A 14,757-nucleotide genomic window follows, 5' to 3' on the forward strand; every position below is an offset into this window, starting at 1 on the left:
CAATACCTAGGACAACCAGCATCGATGGGCTGCCGGTATGGGCATGCACCGAGGGAGCGCCATGACCCGAATGGGCCAGGGCGTTAGTGGCCGGCAGTAGCATTGGGGTTGCGCAGGGAACTAAGCGAGAAAGTGAATTGTGACGAAGCGTCATGGTTATTCTCCTTGCAAGGAAGTGGCGATTGCCTGATGGCACATTGGGTATGGGGTGTCAGGCGGTGGCGGCCTCGCCCCTGGGGCGCCGCTCCGGCAACATTCCCCGATCAAGGATGAAGCGGATGACTTCCTCTAGGCCGACACCGTCATAGAGGTTGGTGAACACGAACGGACGTTCGCCGCGCATCTTTTTCGAGTCATGATCCATCACCTCGAGCGACGCATGGACCTGCTCGGCGATGTCAATCTTGTTGATAATCAGCAGATCCGACTTGGTGATCCCTGGCCCACCCTTGCGCGGGATCTTGTCGCCGGCCGAGACGTCGATCACGTAGAGAGTCAAGTCCGAGAGTTCGGGGCTGAAGGTGGCCGAGAGGTTGTCGCCGCCGGATTCGACCAGCACAAGTTCCAGTCCCGGGTGGCGCTCCTGAAGCTCGTCAATGGCGGCGAGGTTCATCGAGGCATCCTCACGGATCGCGGTATGCGGGCAGCCACCGGTCTCTACGCCGAGGATGCGGTCCGCGGGCAGCGCCTCATGCTTGAGCAGAAAGTCGGCGTCCTCGCGGGTGTAGATGTCGTTGGTGACCACGGCGATGTCATAGTGGTCGCGCAGCGCCAGGCAGAGCTGCTTGAGCAATGCCGTCTTTCCGGAGCCCACAGGGCCTCCGACGCCGATACGCAGGCAATGGGTCATTTCTTTTCTCCTAGCTTCTGAACAGGCGTGAATACTGGGTTTCATGCAGGCCGCTGGCCAACGCCAGGCCCGGCAAGACAGGGCCCAGGTCGTCATCATCAAGTACCAAGGCCTCCTCCACGGCGGCTAACAGTGCCGGGCGCAGCCGCTCCACCAGTCGCTGGGCGGCGGTATGGCCCAGCGGCAAGGCCTTGCAGGCGACGGCAAGCTGGTTCTCCAGCCAGGCCCAGGCAAAGCCCGGCAGCGCCTGGCGGCGGGAGACACCACGGACATGGGCCGTCCAGGCGAAGACGGTGACGTAGCCGGCACCCGCCGGCAGCTCCGGTGACACTCTTGAAGGTCCCGGAGGCAGAAGCCCCAGACTATCCAGAAGGCGAGTGAGCGACGCGCCTAGACGGCTATCCTCGGCGGCCAGCTCGGCCGTCTCACGGTTGGCGGCCAACCAGGTATCCCACCAGACGATCGATTCGCCGTCGCCGACCGCCCAGGCCGTCATCAAGCGAGCCAGTACCGGCAACTCGCAGCGAGTGAGGCCATCCTCCAGCACACCGTTCAGCCACTCGCCGAGGCTCGCCTCGTCCGAGACCCAGCCCAGCTCGAAAGCGCTCTCCAGCCCTTGAGAGAAGGCGAAGGCGCCGATCGGTAGCGCCGGGCTCACCAGTTGCAGCAACCCGAGCAGCGCCAACTCATCGCTTTGCCCTGCCGTCTCGTCGATCTCAATGCGCATGCTCTTGCTCACGTTCTTGCTTACGGTCAGGCTCATGATGGTGATCATGGCCATGGCTGTACGCACCCGGTTCCGGATCGAAGGGGGCCTGGTGATGCGATAGTCGCGCACCCAGGCGCTCGGCGAGTTCCTCCAGCACATGGTCCGGCGGGAAGCGCACAAATCCGCCCTCTTCGTCCTCGCCCAGTGCCAGTTGCACATGACGGTTGCCCAGGTGGTAGGCCAGCCGCGACAGCGGAAGTCCCGCTTCGATACGGGCGGTGACCACCGGTTCGACGGCCGCCCGGACACGCACGACCTCGCCGTTATCGGCACGCAATCCCTCACCGTCGCTTAGCACCGGCCCGCGATCCAGAAAGAGTCCAAGCTGACAACCGGTATCGCTGACCGCCTTGAGGCGACCCAGCACGCGCTGATCGAAGGGCAAGGTCAGGGTGTCATCAGCCTGGCTCTCCGCTATGGGGCCCAGGCGTTCGGTCAATTTCAGCATGTCAGGTGTCCTGGTTTATCGGGTAATCAGGAACAGTGACCACCGACAGGCCGTACACCGTTGAGCCACCTCGCACGACCGCTGAGGGCCCGGCCGAGACGATACGGTCGATCTTCAGGGATGAAGATCGAGGAAAGCCGGTACAGGGATGTGCCGTCTTTCCGACCGCAGGAGACCGGTCGGGACCCCAGGGTTTCGGGCGTGTGGTGTGGTGAACACGGAGTGCGGCCATGGTGATGTATCTCTTCAACTGTTCAGAACAAGTGGTAACGCTGGGCCAGGGGGAGCTCAGTGGCCGGTTCGCAGGTCAGCAACTCGCCATCGCAGTGCACCTCGTAGGTCTGGGGGTCGACGCTGAGTTCAGGGCAGGCGTCGTTGAACTTCATATCGTCTTTTCTCACCTGCCGGACATCACGACACGCCGACAAGTGGCTCCGCAGGCCCAGCCGCTCCTTGATGCCGGCGTCCAGCGCCGCCTGGCTGACGAAGGTCAACCGGCTCTGGTTCGCTGCCCGGCCGAAGGCTCCGAACATGTAGCGGTAATGTACCGGCTGGGGCGTGGGGATCGAGGCATTGGGGTCACCCATCGGCGCCGCGGCGATCATGCCCCCCTTGAGGATCATGGCCGGCTTGGTACCGAAGAAGGCCGGTTTCCAGAGCACCAGGTCGGCCAGCTTGCCTACCTCCACCGACCCCACCTCGTGGCTGATGCCATGGGTGATGGCCTGGTTGATGGTGTACTTGGCGATATAGCGCCGAGCGCGGAAGTTGTCGGCACCCAGGGCTTCGTCCTCTGGCAAGAGGCCGCGCTGTACCTTCATCTTGTGGGCGGTTTGCCAGGTTCGGCAGACCGATTCCCCTACCCGTCCCATGGCTTGGGAATCCGAAGCGATCATGGAGATCACGCCCAGGTCGTGGAGGATGTCCTCGGCGGCGATGGTCTCGCGGCGGATGCGCGAGTCGGCGAAGGCCACGTCTTCGGGGATCTTCGGATCCAGGTGGTGGCACACCATGAGCATATCGAGATGCTCATCGATTGTGTTAACGGTATAAGGTCGCGTCGGGTTGGTGGATGACGGCAACACATAGGGCTTCGCGCAGGCGGTGATGATATCCGGGGCATGACCGCCCCCGGCGCCCTCGGTGTGATAAGTGTGGATGCAGCGTTCCTTGAAGGCCGCCAGGGTATCCTCCACGAAGCCCGACTCGTTCAGGGTGTCGGTATGGATCGCCACCTGCACGTCGTAGGCGTCGGCGACGGAGAGGCAGTTATCGATGGAGGCCGGCGTGGTCCCCCAGTCCTCATGGAGCTTTAGCCCCATGGCCCCGGCCTCGAGCTGGGCCTCCAGCGCCTCGGGCAGGCTGGCATTGCCCTTGCCGAGAAAGCCGATGTTCATCGGCATGTCGTCGACGGCCTGGAGCATCTTGCCCAGATGCCACTCGCCGGGGGTGCAGGTGGTGGCGTTGGAGCCCGTCGCCGGGCCGGTCCCGCCCCCCAGCATGGTGGTGATGCCGCTCATCAGCGCCTCTTCCACCAGCTGGGGGCAGATGAAGTGGATATGGGCATCCAGGGCACCGGCAGTGAGGATCTTGCCCTCCCCGGCGATGATCTCGGTACCCGGGCCGATGACGATCTCCACATCCGGCTGGGTATCCGGGTTGCCGGCCTTGCCGATGGCGGCGATGCGCCCCCCCTGGAGTCCCACATCGGCCTTGACGATCCCCCACCAGTCGAGGATCAAGGCATTGGTGATGACGGTATCCATGACCGCATCGTCATGGCGCTGACTTTGACCCATGCCATCGCGAATCACCTTGCCGCCGCCGAACTTCACCTCGTCGCCGTAGTGCGTGGCGTCGCGCTCCACTTCGATCCATAGCTCGGTATCGCCCAGGCGCACCCGGTCGCCGACGGTCGGGCCGTACATGTCGGCATAGGCTTGTCTCGAAATCTTCATCAGGTGTCGTCCTCAAGGCTGCCCATGACGGCACCGCGAAAACCGTAGATATGGCGCCGCCCGACATAGGGAATCAGCGTCACCTCTCGCGACTGGCCGGGCTCGAAACGGATGGCGGTACCGGCCGCCACGTCGAGGCGAAAGCCACGTGCCTTGTCTCGGTCAAAAGTCAGGGCCGGATTGGCCTCGGCGAAGTGGTAGTGGGAACCCACCTGGATCGGCCGGTCGCCGGTGTTGGCGACCTCGACGCTAATCCGCTCACGCCCCTCACAGAGTGCGATCTCGCTATCCTGCAGTCGGTACTCTCCTGGAATCATGTCGATCTCCTCATACGATGGGGGTATGGACCGTGACCAGCTTGGTGCCATCGGGAAAGGTCGCCTCGACTTGGACGTCCTCGACCATCTCGGCCACCCCCTCCATGACGTCGTCGCGGGTCAGGATCTCGCGGCCGTAGCTCATCAGGTCCGCCACGCTGCGCCCGTCCCTCGCGCCTTCCAGGATCTCGAAACTGATCAAGGCCACCGCCTCGGGGTAGTTGAGCTTGAGGCCCCGGGCGCGTCGCCGCTCGGCCAACTGTGCCGCCGAGAAGAGCAGCAGCTTGTCCTTGTCTCTGGGGGTCAGTTCCATGCAATCCTCTCCTCTGTAAATAGACGCGACTGGGCATCCATGCCGCTTGTGGGAGCCGTACTTGCACGGCGATCAGTGCCTTCCGCCATCGCTTTGCCAGCAGAGCTCCCGCAAAAAGTCCTGCTCCTATGTCAACCAGATGCGCGGCAGATGCGCCGGCAGGTCAATCAGTCGTGGCCGCAGGATTTCCCAGGCACGGCAGCACAGGTCCCAGGCCTCGTTGCGTTCCTTTCCCAGGTAGCGCAGCAGCAGCACTCCGTGGCGCACCGTTACCGCCCAGCGGGGCGCAGTCGGCAAAGTCTCACGCAACGCCTCGATGGCCTCGCGCTCGTCATCCAGACCTACTGCCCAGAGGGTGGCCTGCACCGTGGCGCCGCCCTGCCCCCAGCGCCCGAGAAAGCGCGGATGCGCCGGATCCAGCGGCTGGCGTTCCAGCCACAACGGCCGACCGTCCCGGGTGAGGCGAAAGCGCTGGTCGATCCGGCCCGAGACATAGGGCAGCGAACTGGCCGGCCTGCCCAGCGCCAGCACCTCCCAGCCCAGGCAGCGGGCGCCTCCCTCCAGCTCGATCGTCGTGGTCTGCTCTCCCCGGGAGCCGTCGAAGGCCAGGGTCTCCTGGGGCAGCCACTCGAGAATGCCGTGATCGGCTACCGCCAGCCGGGAGTGCTGTGACCAGGCCACGCCGTGGCTATCAGCCTTGTAGAGCTTGTTGGCCGCCGGAGTGGTGAGCAGCGCGTGGGCGCCGGGCTCGACCCGGGCCGAGATCGACAGGGCATCGCCACTGACCAGCCCGCCGGGCGGGTGCAGCAGATAGGCATGACAGGCGCCCGTGGTCCCTTCCGGGTGAAAGGTGCGCTGGACGCGAAGCGGTCCCTGGTGACGTGCCCGTACCATCCGGGTGATGCCCTCTCGCGCCGCGAAGGTCAGATCGAGAGAAGCCGCCCAGTGGCGCCGGGCATCGAAGCGATGGCCGGAATACTCGGGGATCGTCGTCTCGAAGGCGGTCATACCGTCAGATGCTCCTTGATGAGTGCATCGGAGAGCGCATCGATCCCGCCCCCCGCCACTCGGCGCCCGCGATCGATGATGGCGAAGCGATCGGCGAACTTGCGGGCGAAGGGGAGCTTCTGCTCCACCAGCAGCACCGTCAGGCCGTCCTCGCGGATCAGGCGACGAATCACCTCGCCGATCTGGGTAACGATATTGGGCTGGATGCCCTCCCCCGGCTCGTCGAGGATCAATAGCCGAGGCTCGATCACCAGGGCACGGCCGATGGCCAGTTGCTGCTGCTGGCCGCCTGACAGGTCCCCGCCGCGTCGATGCTTCATCTCCTCGAGTACCGGGAAGAGTTCATGGACGCGCTCGGGGATTCGTTTGACGCCGTCTCCCCTGGCGGCGAGGCCGGTCCTGAGGTTTTCCTCAACGGTCAGCAGGGGAAAGATCTGGCGACCCTGGGGCACATAGCCGATGCCCAGCCGCGGGCGTTCCTCGATGGGCTTGCGAGTGAGGTCGATCTCGCCGTCGTAACGGATGCTGCCCGAGGAGATTGCCACCTCACCCATGATCGCCTTCATCAGCGTGGTCTTGCCAACCCCGTTGCGCCCCATCACGCAGGTGCACTGACCGGCCGGGACCTCGAGATCGAGATCCCAGAGAGTGTGGCTCTGGCCGTAGTACTGGTTGAGTTCCTCGACGTTGAGCATCAGGCGGCCTCCTCGTCGGGATCGGCGCCCAGGTAGACCTCGATCACCCTGGGGTCATGGGCGACCTGGTCCATGCTGCCCTCGGCCAGCACGCTGCCCTGATGCAGCACCGTCACGGTGCGTGCAATGGAGCGTACGAAGCCCATGTCGTGCTCGACTACCACCACCGACTGCTTGCCCTTGCCGGCAAGGCCGGTCAGCAGTTCGGCGGTACGCTCCATCTCCTGCTCAGTCATGCCAGCCACCGGCTCGTCGATCAGCAGCAAGCGTGGCCGCTGCATCAGCAACATGCCGATCTCCAGCCACTGCTTCTGGCCATGGGAGAGAATGCCCGCGGGCCCGTTACGCAACTCCTCGAGTCCGATGGTCTCAAGCACCTCCTCGATACGATCCCGCACCTCGCCGGTCATCCGGGCGGTCAGCGTCGGCAGGATGCGCTTGTCGGCGGCCATGGCCAGCTCCAGGTTCTCGAAGACGCTAAGCGCCTCGAAGACCGTGGGCTTCTGGAACTTGCGACCGATGCCGAGGCTGGCGATCTCCGGTTCATTCATGGCAAGCAGGTTGTGACGGCTGCCGAACCAGACCGAGCCGGTATCCGGTCGGGTCTTGCCGGTGATGATGTCCATCATGGTGGTCTTGCCCGCCCCGTTGGGGCCGATGATGCAGCGCAGTTCGCCGTCGTCGATGGTCAGGTTGAGATCATCGATGGCCTTGAAGCCGTCGAAGCTCACACTGACATCCTCCAGATAGAGGATGGGACCGTGACGCACATCCACTGGAGAGGTGGCGGGCACCAGGAAATCGAAGACATGATCGCGATCGGCCAGGGAACTCAGGAAACTCATGCGGAGGCCTCCTTGCTGATATCGCGAGACTGCGTTTCATTGCGATCTCTGTTGAATCGCTGCCCTTGAAAACGCAGCCCTTGTAAATAGCCCAACAGACCGGCGACACCCCTGGGCAGGAAAACCGTGACCAGCACGAACATTCCCCCCAGGGCGAACAGCCAGGCGTCGGGCATGACGCCGGTGAAGACGGTCTTGGCATAGTTGACCAGCAAGGCCCCGATCACCGCGCCGTAGAGCGTGCCGCGACCGCCCAGGGCGACCCAGAGCACGATCTCGATGGAGAGGATGGGCGAGAACTCACTGGGATTGATGATGCCCACCTGGGGCACATAGAGGGCGCCGGCAACCCCGGCGAGCATCGCCGAGACCACGAAGACGAACAGCTGGAAGCGCTCGACGCGATAGCCGAGGAAGCGCGTGCGCGCCTCGGCATCACGACAGGCGACACTGACCCGACCTAGCTTGCTGGTCACGATGGCGCGGCACAGCACATAGCCCATCGCCAGCGCCACGCCGGTGGCGATGAAGAGCCCCAGGCGGGTGGCGTCGGTGCGCAAATCGAAGCCCAGCAGTTCCCGGAAATCGGTGAGACCGTTGTTGCCGCCGAAGCCCATCTCGTTGCGAAAGAAGGCCAGCATCAGGGCGAAGGTCATGGCCTGGGTGATGATGGACAGGTAGACCCCGGTCACGCGCGAGCGGAAGGCCAGGAAACCGAACACCAGCGCCAGTGCCCCCGGCACCAGTATCACCATCAGAAAGGCGAACCAGGGCATGTCGAATCCCAGCCAGTACCAGGGCAGGCTGTCCCAGTTCAGGAAGACCATGAAATCCGGCAGGATCGGATCGCCATAGGTGCCGCGATCGCCGATCTGGCGCATCAGGTACATGCCCATGGCGTAGCCGCCCAGGGCGAAGAAGGCCCCATGCCCCAGGCTGAGGATGCCCAGGTAGCCCCACACCAGATCCACGGCAACGGCCAGCAGGGCATAGCTCAGGTACTTGCCGAGCAGGGTCACGGTGTAGGCCGAAACGTGCAGGGGATGCCCGGCCGGGACGGCCAGGTGAAGCACCGTCACCAGTGCCAGGCAGGCGAGCAGAACGCCCAGGAAGAGTCGGGTCGCGCCTTCGTTGAAGGGTTGCATCAACCACATATCGGTCTACCCCTCCGCCGCACGGCCCTTCTGCGGAAAGAGTCCGCGGGGGCGCTTCTGAATGAACAGGATGATGAAGACGAGCACGATGATCTTGGCCAGCACGGCACCGGCCCAGGGCTCCAGCACCTGATTGATGACCCCCAGCGACAGTCCCGCCACCAGGGTGCCCCAGAGGTTTCCCACGCCGCCGAACACCACCACCATGAACGAATCGATGATGTAATTCTGACCGAGGTTGGGGCCCACATTGGTCAGTTGGGAGAGCGCCACCCCGGCGAGACCGGCCACGCCGGAACCCAGGGCGAAGGTCATGATGTCCACCCGGGTCGCCCTTATCCCCATGGAACGGGCCATGGCCCGATTCTGGGTCACCGCGCGGACCTCCAGTCCAAGCCGGGTACGCCGCATCACGAGCATCAGGCAGGCGAACACCACCAGGGCAAAGCCGAGGACAAAGAGACGATTCAGGGTGAGCGACAAGCCTTCATTGATCATCAAGGAGCCACTCATCCAGTCGGGCGACACCACGGTGCGGTTCTGCGGGGAGATGACCGTGCGCACCAGTTGCTGCAGGATCAGGCTCACACCGAAGGTCGCCAGCAGGGTCTCCAGGGGACGGCCCTTGAGGAACTGGATGACACTGCGTTCGATGGCGATACCCGCCAGGGCCGCCACCAGGAAGCCCGCGGGAATCGACAGGACCAGGGCCAGACCGGGCTGGCCAGGCAGCAGCTGCTGCATCGCCCAGGTGGTGTAGGCACCCAGCATGATCAACTCGCCATGGGCCATGTTGATCACCCCCATGACACCGAAGGTGATGGCCAGTCCGATGGCCGCCAGCACCAGTACGGAGCCCAGCGACAGCCCGAAATAGAGGGTCTCGAGACCACTGTTGAGACGCAGCTTCTGTTCGATGTCAGCAAGTGCCGCCGAGGCGGCATCGGCCACCAGGGGATCGTCGCTTCGCGTGGCCGAATTGAGCGCGGCCCGGACACGACTGTTCAGGCTCCCCGCCAGTTCGGCAATGGCGTCGATGTCCCCTTCGTCGAGGCGGTGAATCGCCAGGGCCTGATCGAGGAGACGGCGAACCTCGGCATCATCCTCATTGGCGATCACCTCGCCCAGCGGCTCGACCATGGGGGCATCCACGCTGCCCAGGAGCTCGCGAGCCGCATCGCGTCGATCATCGACATCATCGGTATAGAGATCGAGCATCGCGAGGGCACTCTGCAACTGTCCCCGCAGGGCATTGTTGATACCGATGCCATCCAGATCGCGGCGCGACATCTCGCCGGCGTCCTCTAACGTCAGGGCATCGATAACCGGCCAGTTGCGACCACGGTTCTCGAGCACGATCACGAAGCGCCCGGTGTCCTTATGGCGCTGCAACTTGCCGCCGAGCAATTCATCGAGCCAGCGGCGGCTGCGCTCATCACCGCTGACGATAATGGCCTCGATGGCCTCGGCCTTGGCGTCGTAGGAGGGGGAATCCAGTGATTCCAGCAGGGCCTGACCCTGGCCCGTTTCCTCCTGGGCCTGGGCCATCAGTGCCAGGCCCAGCAACAGACAGAGAAGCCATACTCCGGGCAAGAAGGCTCGGATCATCCACATGGGAGAGTCCTGTGGTTTGTCGTTTGACTTAGAGCGGCGTGTCACGATGGGCCGGCCTTGCGGCCGGCCCGGGGATCACTCGACTTCGGCTTCACTGCCGCCGCAGCTGCCCTCGACCACGTTGTAGTTGCCGCATTCCATGGGCTTGCGCCAGTCGCTGATCAGGTCGCGTGAGCCTTCCAGATAGTCGGACCAGGCGTCACCGGCCACGGTGGACGGGGTCTCCCAGACGATGGAGAACTGGCCGTTGTCCTGGATCTCGCCGATCAATACGGGCTTGGTGATGTGGTGGTTGGGCATCATGGCGGCGTAGCCGCCGGTAAGGTTGGGCACCGTCACGCCGATGATGGCGTCCTTGACCGCATCGACGTCGGTAGTGCCGGCCTTCTTCACCGCCTCGGTCCACATGTTGAAGCCGATGTAGTGGGCTTCCATGGGATCGTTGGTCACCGCCATGTCATCGCCGGTGTACTCGATCCAGGCATCGATGAAGTCGTAGTTCTCATCGGTATCGACGCTCATGAAGTAGTTCCAGGCCGCAAGGTGCCCGACCAGCGGTGCGGTATCGATGCCAGTAAGCTCCTCTTCGCCCACCGAGAAGGCAACGACGGGAATATCGGCAGCATTGATGCCCTGGTTGCCCAGTTCACGATAGAAAGGCACGTTGGCGTCGCCATTGATGGTCGAGACCACCGCGGTCTTCTTGCCCTGGCTGCCGAATTCCTTGATATCGGAGACGATATTCTGCCAATCCGAATGCCCGAAGGGCGTGTAGCTGATCATGATGTCCTCATCAGCCACGCCGTGTGACTTGAGATAGGCATCGAGGATCTTGTTGGTGGTACGCGGATACACATAATCGGTGCCGGCCAGTACCCAGCGCTCGACACCGACATTGTTCATCAGGTAGTTGACGGCCGGAATCGCCTGCTGGTTGGGCGCCGCCCCGGTGTAGAAGACGTTCTCGGAGGACTCCTCGCCCTCGTATTGCACCGGGTAGAAGAGCAGGCCGTTGAGCTCCTCGACCACTGGCAGTACCGACTTGCGCGATACCGAGGTCCAGTTGCCGAAGATGACATCGACCTCTTCCTGGGCCAGCAGCTCGCGCGCCTTCTCGGCAAACAATGGCCAATCGGAGGCCGGGTCTACCACAACCGCTTCGAGCTGACGGCCCAGGAGGCCACCCTCGGCGTTCTGCTGTTCGATGAGCATCTCCACGGTGTCCTTGAGCACCGTCTCGCTGATCGCCATGGTGCCGGAGAGGGAGTGCAGGATCCCCACCTTGATGGGATCTTCCTGGGCCAAGACAGGCGTGGCGACGGCCGCACTCAACAGCGAAACGGCTAGCCAACGAGGAGTACGATAGACGTTTGACGGGATCATGGGATCTCCTTGCGATCGATGTTGTTGTCGATGAATCCAGCGAGGGAGAACATCGCAAGATGTCTCTCGCTTCTATTGCAAGGGATGTGCCATAACGTCTATATTCCAGTTTTTACTCTATTATTCAGGCAATTGGGTTATTTCCTCCGAAGGACCAAGATCACCGCAAGGTGATATTCTGGTGCAAGGGACGTATCGTCATGCCCCAAGATCGTCTCCGCCTCTGGTGCAGTGCACCGTCATGGCACAGGACGGGCAACAAAGAAAACGGGGGCGCCGGCTAGACCGGCGCCCCCGTTGGGCAGTTGCGATGGCTACGAAGCTCAGTCGCTCTCGGGTCCCCCCGTGCCAACGGTGCTCTGCATCCGACGGCGCAGGATTGGCCCGACGATATAGGGCAGAATCAGGCCCAGGCCGGCGAACACCCAGAGGCCGATAGCCAGGCCGCTATCCCACAGGATGGTCCAGTCACCGTCGGAGATGTCCATGGCATGGCGCAGGTTCTTCTCCATCTCCGGTCCCAGCAGCAAGCCGAGGATGATCGGTACCAGCGGGATTTCCAACTTGCGGAAGATGTAGCCGGCGACGCCGAAGGCCACCATGAAGTACAGATCGAAGGTGGTGTTGCTGATCGAGTAGATGCCCACGAAGGCGATCATGGTGACGATCGGCAGCAGATACATGGGTGGTACGGAGAGCAGCTTGACGAAGATACCCACCATCGGAATGTTCAGAATCAGCAGCAGGAAGTTACCGATCAACAGCGCCGCAATCACGCCCCAGACGATGTCGGCATTCTGCGTGAACATCAGCGGCCCCGGCGTGATGTTCAGCGAGATCAGCAGTGCCAGCAGCACCGCCGTGGTGCCGCTGCCCGGCACGCCCAGGGTCAGCATGGGCACCAGGGCCCCGCTGGAAGCACCGTTGTTGCCGGCTTCAGGGCCGGCCACGCCACGCGGGTCGCCCTGGCCGAAGTACCCCTTCTTGCCGACCACCTTCTTCTCGAGGGTGTAGCCGATAAAGCTGCCCAGGGAAGCACCGGCACCGGGCAGCACCCCGGCGATGAAGCCCAATACGCCACCCCGAAAGCTGGAGGGCAGGATGTTACGGATGTCGGCCCACTTCAGCGTAAGCTTGTTGACGGCCATCTTCTCCTTTCCGCCGCCGGCTTTCTCCTCGATGAAGAACAGCAGCTCCGAGATGGCGAAGAGACCGACGATGGCGATAATGAAGTCCACCCCCTCGTAGAGCTCGAGCACACCGAAAGTGAAGCGCTGCACGCCGGTGGAATCGATGCCGACCGTGGCGATCATCAGGCCGATAGCAGCAGCAACCACCGTTTTCATGGGGTTCTTGCCGGTAATGCCGCCGAGGGTGGCGAAGGCCAGCAGGAACAACGCGAAGTACTCGGCCGGCCCGAAGGTCAAGGCGAACTTCGCCAACAGCGGGGCCAGCAGGATCAGACCGATGGTGGCCACCAGGCTACCGATGAAGGAGGCCACGGCAGAGATTGCCAGCGCCTCGGAGGCCTTGCCCTGCTGCGCCATGGGATAACCGTCGAGGCAGGTCATCATCGCCGGTTCGTCACCGGGAATGTTCAACAGGATCGAGGAAATGCGCCCGCCATACATGGCCCCGGCATAGACCGAGGTCAGCATGATCATGGCGGTTTCCGGGGCGAGCCCCAGGGTGAAGGCCAGCGGAATCAGGATGGCGACGCCGTTGGCCGGGCCAAGGCCCGGCAACGCCCCGATCAGGGTCCCCAGAAAGGCCCCGATCAGCGCGAACATCAGGTTATGCGGTTGCAGCGCGACACCGAAACCGTCCATCAAAAAGCCGAGAGTTTCCATCAGCCCACCTCCAGGAACGACAGCAAGCCCAGCGGTAGCGCCAGGTCGAGGGCGAAACTGAACACCAGATACACCACCACACCGGAAATAGCCCCGGTGACATAGGCCTTGACCGGGCGGGAGCCCATTCGCCAGCAAAGGGTACCCACGGCCAGAGTGGTGCTGATGATGAAGCCCAGCGGCTGCAGTAACATCGCATAGAGCACCAATACCACCACGGCGATGATCAACTCGACACCCGTGCGGCTCCATGGCCAGGCATTATCCGGGTCCGGTCGCACGACCATATACAGGCTGGAAAGCCCTAGAACGACGGCCAGTAAGCGTGGAAAGGTATCGGGACCGACGGCTTCGGTCCCGCCGAAGGGTTCAGAGAACTGAGTGGTGCCCCAGCCGTACGCGACGGCCAGGACGATCATCAGTATCCCGAAGATACGGTCGTTGTAAGTCATTACTCAATCAGCCCGATATCTTTGGAAAGCTGTTCGATATCTTCGATCTGCTCGAGGACGAACTGCTCGAATTCACCGGCGGTCATGTGAAAGGGCATCAAGCCATTCTGTTTCATGACGCTCTTCCACTCGTCGCTGGCATAGACGGTATCCATGGCATCGGTCCAGTACGCCTTGGCCTCGTCGGAGATATCGGCCGGCATATAGAAGCCGCGCCAGTTGGGACCCACGGCATCGATACCCTGCTCCATGGCAGTGGGAATCTCCGCGTAGTCGCCGGGCAAGCGCTCTTCGGAAAGCACGGCGAGCACCTTGAGGTCGCCGGATTCCATGAAGCCCTGTGCCTCAGTGATATCGCCAGTGAACGCTTCGACGTGGCCACCGATCACCTGGGTCAGCGCCTCGCCACCGTTGTTGTAGGAAAGGTAGGCGATGCGTGGCAGGTTCTCGATCCCGGCATCCTGGGCGGCGATCAACACCTTGAGGTGATCCCAGCCGCCCTTGGCGCTACCACCGGCGAACTTGACGCTGCGCGGGTCTTCCTTTAGGGCGTCCATCACATCGTTCAGATCCTCGTACTCGGAATCGGCCGACACGGCGATGATCCCGTAGTCGGCGCCCAAGGCTCCGATCCAGTTGACCATGTCAGCAGTCATATCAGGGAACTGGCCCTGGGCCAGGCGGGTCGTGGTGGCGGTAGACGCCGCCACCAGCAGATGATCGTCGCCGGCACGCTTGCTGATGGTATGACCGAAGGCCACCCCACCGCCGGCACCGGCCATGTTGATGGTCTGCACATTACCGGGGACCAGATCGAGATCCTGAAGCACGTTGCCCACGCTGCGGCAGGTGAAGTCCCAGCCGCCGCCCGGGTCGGAGGGCGCGATACATTCCACCTTGCCCTCTGGCTCGAAGGCAAAAGCCGAGGTGGCGGTGGTCGCGAGTACGGCGACGGCGATTAACTGAACGGGACGCTTAAGAGTCATGGCGCTATTTCTCCTGATGTCATGCTTGTGTGATTGTTGACTTGCAGAAGCTGACGGCTTTCCTTACAATTCTGTAAGGCAGAACGTCATTCCTCAGAATGGAAAGGTAGGCCCG

The 14,757-nt window shown here is 62.9% G+C and carries 15 protein-coding genes; all 15 read right to left on the reverse strand.

Translation table 11 applies throughout. The features are described 5' to 3' along the window. Positions 1-211: 211 nt before the first annotated feature. Entirely contained in the window at positions 212-850 is a 639-nt protein-coding gene (ureG, locus tag BMY30_RS02020) for an urease accessory protein UreG (protein WP_089710082.1), read from the reverse strand. A 10-nt stretch (positions 851-860) separates the two neighbouring features. Further along, complete coding sequence (locus BMY30_RS02025) at positions 861-1,577, reverse strand: urease accessory protein UreF (protein ID WP_089710084.1); 717 nt, start codon at positions 1,575-1,577, stop codon at positions 861-863. Next, a complete protein-coding gene (gene ureE / locus BMY30_RS02030) occupies positions 1,567-2,067 on the reverse strand; it encodes an urease accessory protein UreE (protein WP_089710086.1) in 501 nt (166 codons plus the stop codon). Before ureE ends, BMY30_RS02025 begins: the two co-directional genes overlap by 11 nt. Positions 2,068-2,321: 254 nt before the next feature. Beyond that, positions 2,322-4,025, reverse strand: a complete 1,704-nt coding sequence (ureC, locus tag BMY30_RS02035; protein WP_089710088.1) for an urease subunit alpha — start codon at positions 4,023-4,025, stop codon at positions 2,322-2,324. Next, positions 4,025-4,342, reverse strand: coding sequence for an urease subunit beta (locus BMY30_RS02040; RefSeq protein WP_089710090.1), 318 nt, complete (start codon positions 4,340-4,342; stop codon positions 4,025-4,027). The genes ureC and BMY30_RS02040 overlap by 1 nt, the downstream gene beginning before the upstream one ends. Before the next feature lie 10 nt (positions 4,343-4,352). After that, positions 4,353-4,655 carry an urease subunit gamma gene (locus tag BMY30_RS02045; RefSeq protein WP_089710092.1) on the reverse strand — a complete coding sequence of 101 codons (303 nt, stop codon included), beginning with the start codon at positions 4,653-4,655 and terminating at the stop codon, positions 4,353-4,355. A 126-nt stretch (positions 4,656-4,781) separates the two neighbouring features. Continuing rightward, positions 4,782-5,663 carry an urease accessory protein UreD gene (locus BMY30_RS02050; RefSeq protein WP_089710094.1) on the reverse strand — a complete coding sequence of 294 codons (882 nt, stop codon included), beginning with the start codon at positions 5,661-5,663 and terminating at the stop codon, positions 4,782-4,784. Then, a complete protein-coding gene (gene urtE / locus BMY30_RS02055) occupies positions 5,660-6,358 on the reverse strand; it encodes an urea ABC transporter ATP-binding subunit UrtE (RefSeq protein WP_089710096.1) in 699 nt (232 codons plus the stop codon). The genes BMY30_RS02050 and urtE overlap by 4 nt, the downstream gene beginning before the upstream one ends. Continuing rightward, the gene (gene urtD, locus BMY30_RS02060; RefSeq protein WP_089710098.1) at positions 6,358-7,203 is read right to left on the reverse strand and encodes an urea ABC transporter ATP-binding protein UrtD; all 846 of its coding nucleotides are present in this window, start codon (positions 7,201-7,203) and stop codon (positions 6,358-6,360) included. Before urtD ends, urtE begins: the two co-directional genes overlap by 1 nt. Then, positions 7,200-8,357 carry an urea ABC transporter permease subunit UrtC gene (gene urtC / locus BMY30_RS02065; RefSeq protein WP_211607205.1) on the reverse strand — a complete coding sequence of 386 codons (1,158 nt, stop codon included), beginning with the start codon at positions 8,355-8,357 and terminating at the stop codon, positions 7,200-7,202. Before urtC ends, urtD begins: the two co-directional genes overlap by 4 nt. Positions 8,358-8,363: 6 nt before the next feature. Then, entirely contained in the window at positions 8,364-9,971 is a 1,608-nt protein-coding gene (gene urtB, locus BMY30_RS02070) for an urea ABC transporter permease subunit UrtB (RefSeq protein ID WP_089710100.1), read from the reverse strand. Between the two features lie 75 nt (positions 9,972-10,046). Continuing rightward, positions 10,047-11,354, reverse strand: coding sequence for an urea ABC transporter substrate-binding protein (urtA, locus tag BMY30_RS02075; protein WP_089710102.1), 1,308 nt, complete (start codon positions 11,352-11,354; stop codon positions 10,047-10,049). Between the two features lie 323 nt (positions 11,355-11,677). After that, the gene (locus BMY30_RS02080; RefSeq protein WP_089710104.1) at positions 11,678-13,204 is read right to left on the reverse strand and encodes a tripartite tricarboxylate transporter permease; all 1,527 of its coding nucleotides are present in this window, start codon (positions 13,202-13,204) and stop codon (positions 11,678-11,680) included. After that, on the reverse strand, positions 13,204-13,656 hold the full coding sequence (locus tag BMY30_RS02085) for a tripartite tricarboxylate transporter TctB family protein (RefSeq protein WP_089710107.1): 453 nt from the start codon (positions 13,654-13,656) through the stop codon (positions 13,204-13,206). The genes BMY30_RS02080 and BMY30_RS02085 overlap by 1 nt, the downstream gene beginning before the upstream one ends. Next, positions 13,656-14,642, reverse strand: a complete 987-nt coding sequence (locus tag BMY30_RS02090) for a Bug family tripartite tricarboxylate transporter substrate binding protein (protein ID WP_089710109.1) — start codon at positions 14,640-14,642, stop codon at positions 13,656-13,658. The genes BMY30_RS02085 and BMY30_RS02090 overlap by 1 nt, the downstream gene beginning before the upstream one ends. Between the last annotated feature and the right edge of the window lie 115 nt (positions 14,643-14,757).

The sequence above is a fragment of the Halomonas daqiaonensis genome, from assembly GCF_900109725.1.
Taxonomy (GTDB): Bacteria; Pseudomonadota; Gammaproteobacteria; order Pseudomonadales; family Halomonadaceae; genus Halomonas; species Halomonas daqiaonensis.